The organism is Asticcacaulis sp. P2_C5 (assembly GCF_056404555.1).
In genome coordinates this window covers 32,094-46,801 of the sequence record NZ_JBFUDU010000022.1, presented here as the reverse complement: position 1 = coordinate 46,801, position 14,708 = coordinate 32,094, and the positions used below count along the sequence as shown (strand labels likewise).

Annotated in this window: 16 protein-coding genes; 6 read left to right on the top strand and 10 right to left on the bottom strand. The window is 60.8% G+C overall.

Features of this window, described 5'->3' with window-relative positions:
* Positions 1–180 (bottom strand): hypothetical protein (locus AC1DXO_RS25310; protein WP_476980994.1); only part of this gene is annotated, 180 nt, incomplete at its 3' end.
* Between the two features lie 265 nt (positions 181–445).
* Between AC1DXO_RS25310 and AC1DXO_RS25305 the strand changes: the two genes are divergently transcribed.
* The 3 genes from AC1DXO_RS25305 to AC1DXO_RS25295 all read left to right on the top strand — a co-directional run bounded on the left by AC1DXO_RS25305 (position 446) and on the right by AC1DXO_RS25295 (position 4,171).
* Positions 446–2,974, top strand: coding sequence for a glycoside hydrolase family 9 protein (locus tag AC1DXO_RS25305; protein ID WP_476980993.1), 2,529 nt, complete (start codon positions 446–448; stop codon positions 2,972–2,974).
* Between the two features lie 161 nt (positions 2,975–3,135).
* Complete coding sequence (locus tag AC1DXO_RS25300) at positions 3,136–3,507, top strand: energy transducer TonB (RefSeq protein ID WP_476980992.1); 372 nt, start codon at positions 3,136–3,138, stop codon at positions 3,505–3,507.
* A gap of 163 nt (positions 3,508–3,670) precedes the next feature.
* Complete coding sequence (locus AC1DXO_RS25295) at positions 3,671–4,171, top strand: hypothetical protein (RefSeq protein WP_476980991.1); 501 nt, start codon at positions 3,671–3,673, stop codon at positions 4,169–4,171.
* On the opposite strand, the gene AC1DXO_RS25290 is transcribed toward AC1DXO_RS25295, so the two are convergent.
* Together AC1DXO_RS25290 and AC1DXO_RS25285 are read right to left on the bottom strand one after the other, a co-directional pair.
* Entirely contained in the window at positions 4,172–4,729 is a 558-nt protein-coding gene (locus AC1DXO_RS25290) for a fasciclin domain-containing protein (RefSeq protein WP_476980990.1), read from the bottom strand.
* Between the two features lie 242 nt (positions 4,730–4,971).
* Positions 4,972–6,204, bottom strand: a complete 1,233-nt coding sequence (locus tag AC1DXO_RS25285) for an SGNH/GDSL hydrolase family protein (RefSeq protein WP_476980989.1) — start codon at positions 6,202–6,204, stop codon at positions 4,972–4,974.
* 294 nt (positions 6,205–6,498) lie between these two features.
* Between AC1DXO_RS25285 and AC1DXO_RS25280 the strand changes: the two genes are divergently transcribed.
* The 3 genes from AC1DXO_RS25280 to AC1DXO_RS25270 all read left to right on the top strand — a co-directional run bounded on the left by AC1DXO_RS25280 (position 6,499) and on the right by AC1DXO_RS25270 (position 9,303).
* Positions 6,499–8,133 (top strand): M28 family metallopeptidase, encoded by a 1,635-nt coding sequence (locus AC1DXO_RS25280; RefSeq protein WP_476980988.1) that lies wholly within the window; start codon positions 6,499–6,501, stop codon positions 8,131–8,133.
* 29 nt (positions 8,134–8,162) lie between these two features.
* The gene (locus AC1DXO_RS25275; RefSeq protein ID WP_476980987.1) at positions 8,163–8,510 is read left to right on the top strand and encodes an MmcQ/YjbR family DNA-binding protein; all 348 of its coding nucleotides are present in this window, start codon (positions 8,163–8,165) and stop codon (positions 8,508–8,510) included.
* A gap of 175 nt (positions 8,511–8,685) precedes the next feature.
* A complete protein-coding gene (locus tag AC1DXO_RS25270) occupies positions 8,686–9,303 on the top strand; it encodes a DUF1134 domain-containing protein (RefSeq protein ID WP_476980986.1) in 618 nt (205 codons plus the stop codon).
* Between the two features lie 29 nt (positions 9,304–9,332).
* Here AC1DXO_RS25270 and AC1DXO_RS25265 read toward each other — a convergent pair whose 3' ends face one another.
* The 7 genes from AC1DXO_RS25265 to AC1DXO_RS25235 form a co-directional block, all read right to left on the bottom strand.
* On the bottom strand, positions 9,333–10,349 hold the full coding sequence (locus AC1DXO_RS25265) for an oxidoreductase (protein WP_476980985.1): 1,017 nt from the start codon (positions 10,347–10,349) through the stop codon (positions 9,333–9,335).
* The gene (locus AC1DXO_RS25260) at positions 10,346–11,389 is read right to left on the bottom strand and encodes a Gfo/Idh/MocA family oxidoreductase (RefSeq protein WP_476980984.1); all 1,044 of its coding nucleotides are present in this window, start codon (positions 11,387–11,389) and stop codon (positions 10,346–10,348) included. Before AC1DXO_RS25260 ends, AC1DXO_RS25265 begins: the two co-directional genes overlap by 4 nt.
* Positions 11,382–12,017: a TIGR02466 family protein gene (locus AC1DXO_RS25255; protein ID WP_476980983.1), complete on the bottom strand. Its 636-nt coding sequence runs from the start codon at positions 12,015–12,017 to the stop codon at positions 11,382–11,384. Before AC1DXO_RS25255 ends, AC1DXO_RS25260 begins: the two co-directional genes overlap by 8 nt.
* 38 nt (positions 12,018–12,055) lie before the next feature.
* On the bottom strand, positions 12,056–12,682 hold the full coding sequence (locus AC1DXO_RS25250) for a TIGR02466 family protein (protein ID WP_476980982.1): 627 nt from the start codon (positions 12,680–12,682) through the stop codon (positions 12,056–12,058).
* 38 nt (positions 12,683–12,720) lie between these two features.
* A complete protein-coding gene (locus tag AC1DXO_RS25245; RefSeq protein ID WP_476980981.1) occupies positions 12,721–13,221 on the bottom strand; it encodes a DUF805 domain-containing protein in 501 nt (166 codons plus the stop codon).
* Positions 13,221–13,751: a DUF805 domain-containing protein gene (locus tag AC1DXO_RS25240; protein ID WP_476980980.1), complete on the bottom strand. Its 531-nt coding sequence runs from the start codon at positions 13,749–13,751 to the stop codon at positions 13,221–13,223. The genes AC1DXO_RS25245 and AC1DXO_RS25240 overlap by 1 nt, the downstream gene beginning before the upstream one ends.
* Positions 13,752–13,865: 114 nt before the next feature.
* Complete coding sequence (locus AC1DXO_RS25235; protein ID WP_476980979.1) at positions 13,866–14,708, bottom strand: M23 family metallopeptidase; 843 nt, start codon at positions 14,706–14,708, stop codon at positions 13,866–13,868.

The following is a 14,708-nucleotide window of genomic DNA, read 5'->3' as shown; positions in this document are numbered from 1 at the left end:
CGATAATGCCGCTCCGCTTTCCCCCAGCCAATCGACGAAGGCACACGCTCTGACGGACCACCATCCGCTCAAGAAGTTGGCCCCCCTTTTTTCGAGGCGCTCGTCACCGAACGTCCCGAGATCATAGTCACATGAAAACATCGCGACATCTCCTAATCGGAATTGGCGCAAGTCAATCATATCAAACCCAAAGCACGCTAATCACTTGTGAGTCATAGACAAATCGAGATGTGTGCATACCCTAGTGCCTTGATGGAGTTCATGTCTCCGCCGAAGGTCCATGCGATGCGTTTTTTCGAACCCACCTGCCATGACGCCATCAATAGCATGGCGTCTCAACCTCTGTCTGCTTAGGCTGGCATGGAAGTGGCAACAATCTCTGTGCTGGTCTGACCTATTCCCCTGTGGTAGCGTTACCAAAATAGCAAAAACAGGGAGTGAGACCATGCGGATTCCGGTGCTGATGACGGCGCTATGCGTCTTGGTGTGCGGTGCGCCGGCGATCGCCGAGCCGCAAAAAACGGTCATGCAGCTCAACGACAAGGGCTATTTCGAAACCCGTGGGGTCAATGTCCTGGTCTTCTCCAACTGGTATGACGGGCTGTTCTCCGATTCGAAGATTTCCGGCGTCGAACTGATCCAGCAGGGCGTGAGGACAGCCACCAACGGCGATGTCCGCATGATGGCGACACCCGGCCAATGGGATGAGATCGGGCTGATGCTGGATCGCAAGGCCGATCCGGCAACCGGCGTCATCGAGACACGGGTGAAATATGCCGCCTATGACTTCATCTATACCATCCGGGCCGAACCGACCGGCGACGGCGTCAAGATCAGCGTCGTGCTGGACCAGCCCTTGCCTGAGGCGCTGAAAGGCAAGGCCGGGTTCAATCTGGAATTCCTGCCCTCGGCCTATTTTCACAAAAGCTACATTTTTTACGCGAAGGATGGGACCGACGGCGTGGGGGCGCAGTTTCCACTGTATCCGTCCGGGCCGATGATCAGTCTGGGCAAGGGTGTCCAGGGATCGCAACTGGGCCCGCAGACAGCGCCCGTGGCTCTGGCCACTGGTAAGACCTTCGTGCTGGCGCCGGAAGATCCGGCCAGGCGCGTGACAATCACGACCGAGGAGGGCTTGATTGATCTGTATGACGGACGCAACCAGGCGCAAAACGGCTGGTATGTCCTCCGCGAGACCTTGCCAGAAGGCCGCACCGGAACCGTGCTGTCGTGGACGGTGACGGCGAATTCCGTGGCCGATTGGGTGCGTACGCCGGTGATCGAACACTCGCAACTGGGCTATGCGCCGAACGCCCGGAAGGTGGCGGTGATCGAGCTCGATCCTAACGATCCGCCTGAGGCAACCGCACAGTTGCTCAAGGTGGGGCCTGATGGCAGCTTTACGCCGGTCCTGACGGGACCTGCCACGAAGTGGGGGCGTTATCTGCGCTACGATTATCTGCAATTCGACTTCAGTGCGGTGAAGGACGAGGGGCTGTATGTCCTCGACTACAAGGGACAGAGGACGACGCCGTTCCGCATCGCCAAAGACGTCTACGCCAATGCCTGGCAGCCGACCCTCGACGTCTATCTGCCGGTGGCCATGGACCATATGATGGTCAATGAAGCCTATCGCGTATGGCACGGCGACAGCCACCGCGACGACGCCATGCAGGCGCCGCTGAACGACGATCATATCGATCTCTATGCCTCCAAGGGCACGACGGACACGAAGTACAAACCGTATGAGCATATTCCGGGGTTGAATGTCGGCGGCTGGTTCGATGCCGGCGACTTCGATATCCGAACCCAGACCCATTACGCCGTGGTGCGGGCCCTGGTCGAGGACTGGGAAAAGTTCCATCTCGATCGCGACGATACCCTGGTCGACCAGGGCCGGCGCTATGTCGATATCCATGTCCCCGACGGCAAGCCCGACCTGTTGCAGCAGATCCAGCACGGCACCTTGCAACTGGTGGCGCAGTTCGAGGCCACGGGCCACGCGATCAACGGTATCGTCGAGCCGGATGTGCTGGAATATACCCATCTCGGCGACGCGGTGACCAAGACCGACGGGCTGATCTACGACCCGAGCCTGAAGCCGTTTGAAGTCAAGGACGGGCGGAGTGGGACACCTGACGACCGGTGGGCTTTCACCAATATCTCGTCAAGCCTGAACTACGGCTCGATCGGCGCATTGGCGGCGGCCAGCCGAGCCTTGCGCGGCTTCGACGATACCCTGGCCGACAAGGCGCTCGGCATCGCGACCAAGACCTGGGCTGAGGAGCAAAGCCATCCGCCGGTTATCTACCAGCATGGCAATACGACGGGCGGCGATATCGTCAATGAAGAGCTGTCGGCCGATGTCGAACTGTTGATCACCACCAAAGACCTGAAATATGCCCGGCGCATCGAGGCCCTGTGGCCGCAGGTGGCGCCCAAGTTCGCACAAAATGCCGACCTGATCGGCAAGGTCATGCCGTTCATGCCGGCGAAGTTCAAAAAGACGGTGCGGCCGGCGGTGGTGGCCTACGCGGCGGAGATGGATAAGGCGGCCAAGGCCAATCCGTTCGGCGTGCCGGTGACCGAAGGCGGCTGGGCCGGATCGGGTCGCGTGGTCGATTTCGCCCTGACCAATGCCTGGCTCCACGAGGCCTATCCGGACCTGATCGGCGGGGACAGCGTCTATCGCGCCCTGGACTTCCTCTATGGGACGCATCCGGGCTCGAATGTGTCGCTTGTGTCGGGCGTCGGCAGCGTTTCGAAGGAAGTGGCGTATGGCAGCAACCGCGCCGACTTCAGCTTTATCGCCGGCGGCGTGGTGCCGGGGGTGCTGATTCTAAAGCCCGACTTTCCGGAAAACAAGGAAGACTGGCCGTTTTTCTGGGGTGAGAACGAATATGTCATCAATCTGGGACCGGCCTATATCCAGCTGGTCAACCGTGCGGACAGCTATGTGAAGGAAGAGAAATAAGCCGCGGCAACTGTCATGACAGCGGCCAAAAAGTGAGAGAACGTTCGTTATGTTGTTTCATTTGATCACAGTTGCGTTGAATGGCTTGCTATTGGAAGGGTTTGGGATATCGTCATTGTGTTATGTAAGGGGGCACAGACATGGCGGTTCGAGGGACACACGTGGCTATGGCAGCCTTGGCAGCGGTATCATTTGGTACCGCCAAGGCCCAGGACATCGGCGAGACCGTGGTATCACCGGTCCTCACTGCAAAATCCAAGGTCTATCTGCGCGGTGATTTCGACCTGACCGTCGAGACGGACGTCTACCCTTATCGCGCGATAAACGAAGAGGTGCAGGGACAGTCGGTTGTCTTGTGCCAAGTCGGGGCCGGTGGTGAGGTTGCGCAATGTGTGGTCGAATCGGAAAGCCCTGCCGGTTATGGCTTTGGCAAGGCCCACGCCATGGTCATCATGAAATACAGCCGCGCCGACACCAGCATGCATCCCGAGGGAACCTGGATTCGCAACCGCCACAATTGGACCCTCAACTGAGGCATTTCCGCCACTTCCGTTTTTCGGAGTTTGTACTATAAATACTTTCCTGGGCCCGCAATTTACCCGAAAAGTGCACGATTTGACGCATGGCACTTTTCGGATTGCGTACTGAAAATAAGAATTCCCGCCGCGTTACGGCAGGGAGACAGGGAGAGCTTTTATGCAGACACGTCGTTTTTATCTCGCCGGTATAGCGGCATCGGTTCTCGCCACTGTGGCACAGGCCGCGCGGGCCGCGGTCGATCCTCTGCTCGTCTATGCCGACGGGCTGGTGCCGGGTTGGTGGATCGGTGGGTGGTCCAAAACCACACCCTCTTTCCCGTTTGCCGACGGCTCCAAGCCGATTGAAGTCAACATGGCGGGGTGGAACGTCATGACCTTTCAAACCAGCACGCCCATCGATACGTCGAAATATACGACGCTGATCATCGTTACCCATGGCGGTGAGAAGGGGAAGCAGGAATTCATGCTGAGCGCCAAGTTGGGCGAAAAGGTCGTCTCGCAAGAGATGAGCATTTCCTGCGTCAAGGGCGAATGGGCAAAGATCCTGGTGCCGCTGAAAAAGATGAAGATCAAGGGGCCGATCGACACACTGGCTCTCAGCAACAAGTCGGCCGACGCCATGCCGACCTTCTACATCAACTATGTATTGTTCCAGTAGCTAGGATTTGGGGAGCAGAACGGCGTCGATCACATGGACGACGCCGTTTTCCTGACGGATATCCGGGACGACGATATGGGCCTGGGCGCCGGTGTCGCTGGTCAGAATCAGGCCGCCTTCCGCCGCCAGGGTAAAGGTCACGGGACAGCCGCCGATGGTGTTGAGCTGGTAGGTTCCGCCGTGGTCGACGACCAGTTGCTGAAGCTGGGCTAATGACGTCATGCCGGTGACCATGCTGCAGTCGAGGACATGGCTGAGCCGGCCCTTGTTTTCGGGCTGGGTCAGCGTGGCGTAGCCCTTGTCGGGCAGGTTCTCGAAAGCGGCATCGGTCGGTGCGAACAGGGTGAAGGGGCCGGGACCGTTCAGGACATCGACAAGGCCGGCGGCCGTAACCGCGGCGATCAGCCGGTCGTGTTCGCCCGAGGCGCTGAGATTGGCCAGGATTGTCTTTGACGGATACATCTGCGCACCGCCCACACTCGGATTAAGCACCGGGGCTTGGCTCGAGGCGCAGGCCGTCAAGGTGAGGGCAGCCAGCAGGACGGCAAATTTCGGCATGGACAGCTCCGTTGATCTGCCTAGAGCGAAATGACTTTAGGTAGAAGCGTCATATCGCTCTAAGTTTTTGCTTTGTCGCGCAATTTAACCGAAAAGTGGCATCCACTTTATCGGATTGCGCTCTAGCTACAGCGTGGGGCTGTCGGCTTGATATGCGGAATTACCGTTGATTGATCAGAAAGCCGTAATGACGATGCCTCGTCCGCGCCGTTTCGCTGATTTCATATTTTGAAGAGGCGCATCTAATTCTTGAAAAGACTCAGGGGCACGGATTCGCCCATGACCTTATAGCCTTCGATCGACGGATGCAGGTGATCGCCGCTGTCATAGGCCGGGTTGAGGCGCCCCGGATTGGCGGGATCGCGCAGGATCTGGTCGAAGTCGATGACCGCGTCGAAATGGCCCGGTGCGCGGATCCACGCATTGACGGCCAGGCGATCGGCCTCAGTCTCGGCCGTCGGGTGATAATAGTCATTGTTGAAGGGCGAAATGGTCGCGCCGTAGATCTTGATGCCATGGGCGTGGGCGCGTTCGATCATCTGGCTGTAGGCCGCGATCATGTTGGCGACCAGACGCGTATGAGCCTCGGGTGTCGCCGGGGCGTCGCGGGTCAGCATGCCCAGGTCATTGACGCCTTCGAGCAGGATAATATAGCCGACGCCAGGCTGGGCCAGGACCTCGCGATCGAAGCGCGCCAGGGCGCTGGGTCCCAGGCCATCGAGCAGCAGGCGATTGCCGCCGATACCGCTGTTGAGAACGGGCATCGGCGTGCCGGCCGCGGCCAGGCGGCGCATCAGTGTGTCGGGCCAGCGCGCATTGGTGCCGGGCTGGACGCCGTAGCCGTCGGTGATCGAGTCGCCGAAGGTAACGATGGCGCGGGTATCCTGCGGCGCGGCAAGTTCGAGGCCGGAAAGGAAGAACCAGTGAACGAACGCCTTGGGCGCAGCGAGGTCTGCATCGCTGCTATGGCGGCCGTGGATAAGCCAGGAATTGGCGCGCGCCCCAGGATGGCTTGTTTCGACGGCGGGCGCTGTGGACAGATAAAAGGTGACGGCGATGTCGGACAGGTCGGGCACGACAAAGGGAATGGAAATCGGATCGGACAGGATTTCGGCGCCGGCGGGGATCACGACGAAGTCCATGTCCGAAAAAGTCACCATGACGTCGCTGGCCGGATCTACGGCCGGGGCGGTGTTGGCGAGCGGGCGGGCGAGACGAATGTTTTCGATCATCAGGGGCGCGGTGCCGAACTGGTTCGACAGACGCAGGCGGAACAGATGGCCGCCCCGGGCGACGCGGATGACCTGACGCAGGGTGGCGTCGGTCAGGTCTTCGGCCGGCAGGATATTGTTGTCGGTCGGGATCATCTGCGACGACGACCAGGCGGCGATCCATTTTAGAGGCGGCCTGGCCGCAGCAGTTTGGGGCAGCAGGACGAAGACGGCGAGAAGCAGCGCGGACAGACGCAGACGCATAAGATTTCCCTGTGATGTGGCGATGATCATTGGCCTGACCTATTCAGGCGATCATAAGACCAATTCAGGGCATGGCAAGGTCTTCAGGTACAAAAAGGCCCCGGGCGGCCATGGGGGACCGGTCCGGGGCAGTTTGGCGTGAGGCGCCTGCACAGCCCTTGGGCCCTGCTGGACTAACCTCATGACGTCTACGTTCGCAGTGCAGCATTGGATTACCGGAAACGTGGGTTACAGAAAAGTAATGACACTTTACGTTCACTTCCATTAGCATCGGGTCAAATCCGGAGCTCCCTCATGTTCAAATCCCTTCTCCTGGCGTCCGCTGCCCTCCTGATCGCCGCGCCAGCCATGGCCGAGCCAGCAATCAGCGCCGCCCGCATCTCGCAGGACGTCAAGGTCATTTCGGCCGACGACTTCCAGGGCCGCGGCATCACGACGCCGGCCGAGCAGAAGACGATCGATTACCTGGTCAAGACCTTTACGGCGGCGGGTTTCCAGCCCGGCGGGCCGGACGGCCAGTGGACCCAGGACGTGCATCTGCGCCACTTCGTCGTCAGCAATCCGAAGGTCGGCTTCGGCTTTGCCGACGGGGCCAGTATGGCGTTGAACCAGGGCCAGGAAATCACCGTGTCGACACGCGGCACGACCAGCGATGTCAGTTTCGACAAGACGCCGATCGTTTTTGCCGGCTACGGCGTGACGGCGCCGGAACGTGGCTGGGATGATTTCAAGGGGCTGGACGTCAAGGGCAAGATCATCGTCGTCCTGATCAATGACCCTGATTTCCCGGAGCCGGATTTAAACACGTTCAACGGCAAGGCCATGACCTATTACGGCCGCTGGACCTACAAATACGAAGAAGCGGCGCGTCGCGGCGCAGCCGGGGTGCTGATCATCCACGATTCCGACGCGGCCTCCTATGGCTGGGACACGGTCAGGAATTCCAACAACGGCACCAAGTTCGACATTGTCCGTCCAGATCCGTCAGCGGTCAGTCCCAAGCTGGAAGCCTGGATCAGCCACGATACGGCCGATAAGCTGTTCGCCGCGGCCGGGCTGGATCTGGCGGCCTTGCGCGTCCAGGCGCGGTCGAAGGACTTCAAGCCGGTCGAACTGAACGTCACCTTCAACGGCAGCTATAAGGTCGCAGCGGACGAGATCGTGACGCACAATGTGCTGGCGCGCCTACCAGGCAGCGAGCATCCGGACGAAACCGTCCTCTATTCGGCCCACTGGGACCACCTGGGTGTCGGCACGCCGGACAAGAACGGTGATGGCATCTTCAATGGCGCAGTCGATAACGGCACGGGGATTGGCTCCCTGCTGGAACTGGCGCGGGCCTTCCACGCTGGACGCAAGCCGCAGCGTTCGGTGGTGATGATAGCCTTCACTGCCGAAGAAAGCGGTCTGCTGGGCTCGGAATATTACGCCACCAATCCGGTCTATCCCCTGGGCAAGACGGTGGCCGGGATCAATATGGACGCGCTGAACGTCAATGGCCGGACGCGCAATGTCGAGGTGACCGGATCGGGCCAGTCGTCGCTTGAGGATATATTGGCGGTCTATGCGGCCGGCGAGGGGCGCTATGTCACGCCGGACCAGACGCCGGAAGCCGGCGGGTTTTTCCGTTCTGATCACTTCCCGCTGGTCAAGCGCGGCGTGCCGATGCTGAACGCGTCGTCGGGTCTTGACATGGTCAAGGGCGGGGTCGCGGCCGGCAAGGCGTTCAGCGAGGATTATGAGGCCAACCGCTATCACCAGGCCGATGACGAATGGTCGGCCAAATGGGACCTGTCGGGCCTGGTCGAGGACGTGCAGCTCTATTACCGTATCGGCAATGCCCTGGCCAATTCGCGGATCTGGCCGGCATGGCGCGATACGTCCGAGTTCAAGGGCGCACGCGACAAGACGGCCGAAGATCGGAAATAGGCTCAACCAGGGTATCCACGACTGTCGTCATGATTACCTACGACCTCATCTGCGACATTGCGCTGGGCTGGCCCGGCGTCGAGGAAGGGCTCTCCTGGGGGCAGCCCGTTCTCAAGGCTGGCAAGAAGGCCATGTATTATTGGAATCCGGACTTGAATGTCCCGGTCTTCAAGGTGTCGTTTGATGAGCGCGATTTTTTGATCGAAGCTGATCCGGAGACCTTCTTTACGACGGATCACCACCGGCCGTGGCCCCTGGTCCTGGCGCGACCGGACAAGGTCGATATCGATTGGGTAAGGGAAAACCTCAAACGGACCTGGCGAGCGCAGTGTCCGAAGAAGATATTGAAGGCGTGGGACGCGGCGCAGGGTGGATAAAGTGCGCGAGGTCGTTCATCAATATGGCAAAGGCGCGTCCAATCCTGCCCTATTCGCGCCATAGGCGACGTGCACTGTCACAATAACGGGTCGGGCGTGTAAGGATTTCTTGGTAAATCTTCTGTTAAGCTTACAGCGTCCATAACCCTCCGAATAGAGTTCAGGAGATTTCGCCATGGAACGCCGCCGATTTTTGACTACGAGCCTGGCCGCCGGTGTCGCCGCTGCCGCATCGCCAATGATTCCCGGCCTGGCCTTTGCCGCCGATGAAGAAACAACGACGGACGACGGCAAGCGCGAGCTTAAATCCTACAGCCGGGAAGAAATTCTTGCCGCCGGCTCCGATTTTCTGGGCGTCACGGTCGAAGCCCTGGGCGGGGCAATGGAAAAAATCTTTGCCGACTATGGCGACCATCCGACAGCCTACATTGCCGGCGAAGAAGCTTCGGGCTCCATCGGCGTGGGTGTTCGATACGGCAAGGGCAATCTGTTCATGAAGGACGAGGCCGAGCCGACTCACCTGTTCTGGCAGGGGCCATCGATCGGTTTCGATACCGGCGCCAATGCGTCGCGCGTCTTTTCGCTGGTCTATAATCTGCGCGAGCCCATCTACATGTACCGCCGCTTTCCCGGCGTCGAAGGTTCGGCCTATTTTATCGGCGGCCTGGGCGTGACCTATCAACGCGCCGAAGGGATCATTCTGACACCCATCCGCGCCGGGGTCGGCTTCCGGCTGGGGGCCAATATCGGTTATATGAGCTTCTCCAAGAAGCGGCGTATCCTGCCACTGTAGTTCGCCGGAACCGGGCCTCCTGATGGCGGTCAGGCGCCAAGTGATACGGTGCGACCTTCATGGGCGCTGAGAAAGCCGGCTTCGAGAATCTTCATCACCTTAAGCGCGTCTTCGGCAGGAACGGGATTGGGCGTGCCGTCGGCGATGCCGGCAGCAACGGCTTCGTAATAGGCCAGGTAGTTGCCGGGCACGCTGATAATTGATTCTGAATTACCGGAAATATCTGTGAGGGTGCCGAAATGGTCGTCGACGCCCCACCCGGCATCACCCGGCGTGCGGCCGGATTTCAGCATCTCCTCCTGGGTGTCCATGCCGTATTTGACGAAGGCGCCCGCGCTGCCCTGGACTTCCAGCGCGGGCCCGGACACCAGGGTCAGCATGCTGGAATGCAGGATGACGCGCAATGCGCCGTAAAAAAGCGTGACGTGGAAGAAGTCGTCCGTCTGCGCGCCAGGGCGTTGGGGCGCAATATCGGCCGTAATGGCATCCGGCCAGCCGAACAGGCTCAGCGCCTGATCGACCAGATGAGCGCCGAGGTCGTACCAGACGCCCGAGCCCGGACCGGCGCGCTCACGCCAGCGGTCGCGCACCACGGGCCGCCAGCGGTCATAGCGCAGAACCATCTGATAGACGTCGCCAAGACGATTCCGAATTTGCTGAAATGTCAAAAAATTGCTGTCCCAACGACGGCAATGAAAGACCGACAGCCGGCGATCGACGCGCGCGGCGTGGGCGATCAGGTCTTCGCCTTCCGTCACCGACAGGCAGAAGGGTTTGTCGATCACCACGTGTTTGCCGGCCTCCAGCGCCGCATGAGCCTGGGGCGCATGCAGATCATTGGGCGTAGCGATGACGACCAGTTGGATGGCCGGATCACTCAATATATCATCAAATGAACAGACGCGCTGGCCCGGCAAGTCGGCTGTGACATCCGTCGGGCGGGACGAGACGACGGCGGTCAGGGCCAGGCCGCGCGCGGCGCGGATAAAGGGCGCATGGATGGTCTTGCCGGCATAGCCGTAGCCGATGAGTGCGGTTCCGATCATGCCGGCCACGCGACTTCGAGACGGCGGCTCTCTTCGGCGCTCTGTCGAGCCAGATCGAGGATATGGGTGACCAGCAGCGTCTCGTCGATCGGGACCGGCGACGGGGCGTCTTTTTGAATAGCAGCCGCAATGCCGGCGTAGAAGGCGGGATAGTTGCCGGCTTCGCACGACATGGCCTGGGCGGCCAGGACGGTTTCGCCGTCGGCTGGGGTGAAGGTGGCCATGACCGGATCGACGCCCCAGTCCTCATCGCCGGGCGTGCGCTCCAGCTTCAGCATGGCTTCCTGGGTGTCTTCACCGTATTTGACAAAGGCGGCATGCGTGCCCTGGATGGCGATAACCGGGCCGGGCGCCGGACTGGTCATACAGGCATGCAGGACGACGCGGAAACCGGCATAGCCCAGGACGATGTGGATGTAGTCGTCGACCAGGGCGTCGGGGCGCTGGGTTAAGATATCGGCCATGACGGTTTGCGGAACGCCGAAGAGATGGACGGCCTGATCAACCAGGTGCGAGCCGAGATTGAGCCGGATACCGGCACCGGGGCCGGGCTGATCCCCCCAGCGCGCCGGATTGACCAGGCGCAGGCGATCATAGCCCAGGCGCACGTCGCTGATGCGGCCGAAGGCGCCGGCCTCGAGCAGCCGTTTGGCGGTCAGGATATGGCCGTCCCAGCGCCGGTTCTGGAAGGCGGCCACCAGGCGGCCGGCCTGGCGGGCGTGGTCGGCTATCGAACTAGCTTCGATAAGGTCGATGGCAAAGGGTTTGTCGACGACCAGATGCAGGCCGGCATCGAGCACGGCGTGGGCCTGGGTGGCGTGGACGGCATTGGGCGTGCAGATGACGGCCAGGTCGAAACTTCCGTAAGCGAGGGCGGTCGTCAGGTCGGGAAAGACGGCGGCATCGGGCCAGGCGGCGGTGACCTCGGCGCTGCGGCTGGAGACGATGCCCGCCAGTTCGAGGTCATCGCAGGCGGCGATCAATGGGGCGTGGATGATCCGGGCGCCCATGCCGTAACCGATCAGCAGGACCCTAAGCATAGTTGAAACTGATCGAGATGCGTACGTCCTCGCTGAGATTGATCGGCACTTCGTGACGCAGCCAGCTTTCCCACAGGAGGACATGACCGGCGGTGGGCTGCACGGAGTGGAAGTTGCGACGCTCGGGACGGGCCGCGGCGTGGCGCGACGGCGCCGCCATCATCAGGCCCAGGCGCGGATCTTCGAAACGCAAGGGGCTGGAGCGGGGCGGCGTGGAGATATAGATCGTGCCCGATATGACGCAGCGCGGATGGATATGGCCGGTATGTGTGCCCAGGGGCTCCACGACATTGACCCACATCGAGACCAGGCGCAGCGGCTGGTTTTCCAGATCGAGCTGGATCTGTGCCGCATACAGGGCGGCCTGATAGTCGAGGCGTTGTTTCAGGTCCGCGAAACAGGCCGCCTGCTGGGTCAGGTCGGGGATCGAGGCATAGGAGGTATAGCCGAGGTAGCCGTGGTTCTTGCACCACTCCACGCCAACCGAGTCTTCGATGGCCAGGGCGCGGCAGGCCTGGTCCAGGGCCTGCAGCGTCGCCGGGAAGCCGGGCAGCAGGTTCAAATCGGCGCGATAGATCTCGGTGACAAACAGCCGGGTGAGGGACGGTGGGAGCGGAGAGTCGTTCATCCTGCTGTCTTACCTGCAAGCTTTGCGGGCTGGCAAGATCAATAGCCGTAGTTGAAGCTGATCGAGATGCGTACGTCTTCGCTGAGATTGATCGGCACTTCGTGACGCAGCCAGCTTTCCCACAACAGGACCGTTCCGGCCTGGGGCGTGATGGAGACAAAGCTCTGGTGGTCGGTGCGGCCAGGCTTGCGCAGGGGGGCGTGCATCATCATCGGCAGGCGCGGGTCTTCGAAGCGCAGGGCAGAGGCGCCTTCGGGGATATGGACGTAGAAGGTGCCGGAAATGACGCTATGCGGATGGATATGGCCCGAATGGGTGCCCAGGTGTTCGAGAACGTTGATCCACATCGAGTCGAGCTTCAGTTTCTTGCCAGCCAGGTCGTAGTCGAGCTGGTCGGCAAAGGCCGCGACATGCTTGTCGAGCAGGGTCTTGAGCTGGGCGAAGACGGGCGCGTGAGTGGGCAGGCTGGTCAGGGAACTGTAGGATGTATAGCCGAGATAGGCCTTCTGCTGCGACCAGTCCTGGCCGGCCTCATCGTCATCGGCAATCGCCCGGCAGGTGTCGTCGAGCTCTTCCAGCGTTTCGGCGTCAAACAGGCCATCGGCGCGGTAGACCTCTGTGACGAACAGGGGCGTGACAGTGGCGGGTTTGGCTTTCTGGGTCATAGGGCGGTACCTAGGCTCTATGGGGGCGCGAGACAAGATCAGAAAATGTCAGGGACGATTGACGTCGTCTTGCCTGGCGACGGACCGAAGGCGTTGGCGCCCTTGCGGCCGGGGATAAATCCCAAAACCAGATCACCGACGAGCGCCAGGCAAATGCTGATGGCAAAGATAGTCGAGCCCCAGGCGCTGATGTCCGTCGCTGGACCGGGAACTAGTTTGTAAAGGGCTTCGTACAGTTCAGGTGTGTAGCGGGCAAAGGCAGCGAAGGCAAATGCGAACAGCCCGGGGAAGGACAGCCAACCGGTCAGCCCTATGTCATGCAGGCGGCGCGAGGTCAGGACGGCCTTGGTCCACAATACGATAAAGGGACCGACTTCGACGATTTCTTTCAAGTGGTAGATCGGTGGGACGTGGTTCCACAGGACGGCGAGTCCGAAGATCGTAGCAATAGAGCCGACCACGCCGAGCGCGAAACCGACGCGGCGTAAACGGCCGGCAGGGAACAGCAAAAAGGCTATGACCTTGGGTAGCCAGTCCATCAGAAAACGTCTGGAGCGATTTCGCTGCGGCGCGGGTCGGGACCGTATCGATTGCCCGCTGGACGGGCCGAGATGAAGCAGAAGGCTAGGACAAGCGCCAGGCTTATCCAGAAGAGGGCGATGTTCATCCCTCCCAGAGCATAGGTGACCGCAGTTGGTTGGAAACCGTTTTGCGCGACCCGTATGCCGTCGATATAGGCTAGCGGTGACGTAGCGACGGGCAACAAGAGCGGCGTTGCCAAGTACCACTTCAGGTTAACATCGTGCAGGCGTTTGACCAGAATGGCGAAACGCGGCCACAGCAGGAAAAAGTTCGCCATGGCAGCCAAGCTTGTTACCAGGCTGATCCGCCCCGGATCGGTGTTGGCGCTGGTGGCCATGGCCATCATGATGGCGGGAATGGCGACCTGTCCAATCAGGAGAAGGAGGGCCAAGGCGGGTATCTCGAACCAGCTATAGGCGCCGCGCGACACACGGCCGCGCAGAGAAAAGAAGAAGCTCCAGAATTTGAATCGCGGCCTGGTAGCCATGGTTCCCCCTTGTCTATTCAGGCTTTAGATCGGTCACTGCTTTTGCCAGCAAGCCCATGGCAACGCAATCGCGAGTCCGGGTTAAGGGGGCTTGCCCCCTTACTTGGACCCTTGTTATTCGACGATGGGGCAGTCGGGGCCGGCCAGCTTGCGCTGATAGGCATCGACCAGGGCGGTATAGGGCGGGACGAAGCTGTTAGCGGTCAGGAGCGTGCCGTCGCCCAGGGTTTCGGCCTGGGCCACGCGAATCTCGAAATGCAGGTGAATGGTCGTTGCCGTATCGCCCATATTGTTCGACACCAGGCCCAGCTTCTGGCCGCGTACGACGTGGTCGCCGACGGCGACCTTCAGGCTGGCCGTTTGCATGTGCAGGTAGCGATAGATACGGTGCGGGCTGCCATTGCCGGTCAGGGCGACGGTATAGGAGCCGACCTGGGTGATGACGCCGTCTTCGGTGGCCAGCGCCCAGTGCTTGTTGGCCTTGCAGGTTTCGGGGCGGATGTCCTGGCCCTGGTGGCCCTGGCCCGAGGCGCAGACGACATTGTTCCACGAGCGGGTTTCGCAGAAGTTGTCTTGCCATGGATAGGCATAGTTGGACGAATCGCACTGGCCGCCGGAGCCACCACTGGTCCCGCCCGGGCGGTAGACCTGGCTGTTGGCATAGGCCTTGTCGGCGAGCGGGAAGCAGATGCCGGGCGCCCAGTTCGAACGGTCGGTATAGCCGGAACCCGAGCCCGAGATCAGCTCTCCGGCCGGTTTGTGCGGAAAATCGACCATGGCGACGGAAGACGAGGATTCGGAGGACGATTCCGACGACATCGACTCTTCCGACGCCGAGGCTTCATCGGAGGCCGTGGCGCTGGATGAGGATGAAGAGGATGTGCCGGAGCCGGTCGGTTCGCAGGCAGTAAGGGCCAGCATGGACGCGGCGGCGAGGAGGGGGAGGAAGGATTTCAT

What these genes read in the sequence shown, in the direction of transcription:
- AC1DXO_RS25285 (WP_476980989.1), bottom strand. Translation starts at nt 6,204, where the DNA reads ATGCGTCTGCGTCTGTCCGCGCTGCTTCTCGCCGTCTTCGTCCTGCTG.
- AC1DXO_RS25305 (WP_476980993.1), top strand. Translation starts at nt 446, where the DNA reads ATGCGGATTCCGGTGCTGATGACGGCGCTATGCGTCTTGGTGTGCGGT.
- AC1DXO_RS25290 (WP_476980990.1), bottom strand. Translation starts at nt 4,729, where the DNA reads ATGCCGAAATTTGCCGTCCTGCTGGCTGCCCTCACCTTGACGGCCTGC.
- AC1DXO_RS25265 (WP_476980985.1), bottom strand. Translation starts at nt 10,349, where the DNA reads ATGATCGGAACCGCACTCATCGGCTACGGCTATGCCGGCAAGACCATC.
- AC1DXO_RS25245 (WP_476980981.1), bottom strand. Translation starts at nt 13,221, where the DNA reads ATGGACTGGCTACCCAAGGTCATAGCCTTTTTGCTGTTCCCTGCCGGC.
- AC1DXO_RS25235 (WP_476980979.1), bottom strand. Translation starts at nt 14,708, where the DNA reads ATGAAATCCTTCCTCCCCCTCCTCGCCGCCGCGTCCATGCTGGCCCTT.
- AC1DXO_RS25280 (WP_476980988.1), top strand. Translation starts at nt 6,499, where the DNA reads ATGTTCAAATCCCTTCTCCTGGCGTCCGCTGCCCTCCTGATCGCCGCG.
- AC1DXO_RS25255 (WP_476980983.1), bottom strand. Translation starts at nt 12,017, where the DNA reads ATGAACGACTCTCCGCTCCCACCGTCCCTCACCCGGCTGTTTGTCACC.
- AC1DXO_RS25250 (WP_476980982.1), bottom strand. Translation starts at nt 12,682, where the DNA reads ATGACCCAGAAAGCCAAACCCGCCACTGTCACGCCCCTGTTCGTCACA.
- AC1DXO_RS25275 (WP_476980987.1), top strand. Translation starts at nt 8,163, where the DNA reads ATGATTACCTACGACCTCATCTGCGACATTGCGCTGGGCTGGCCCGGC.
- AC1DXO_RS25270 (WP_476980986.1), top strand. Translation starts at nt 8,686, where the DNA reads ATGGAACGCCGCCGATTTTTGACTACGAGCCTGGCCGCCGGTGTCGCC.
- AC1DXO_RS25295 (WP_476980991.1), top strand. Translation starts at nt 3,671, where the DNA reads ATGCAGACACGTCGTTTTTATCTCGCCGGTATAGCGGCATCGGTTCTC.
- AC1DXO_RS25260 (WP_476980984.1), bottom strand. Translation starts at nt 11,389, where the DNA reads ATGCTTAGGGTCCTGCTGATCGGTTACGGCATGGGCGCCCGGATCATC.
- AC1DXO_RS25240 (WP_476980980.1), bottom strand. Translation starts at nt 13,751, where the DNA reads ATGGCTACCAGGCCGCGATTCAAATTCTGGAGCTTCTTCTTTTCTCTG.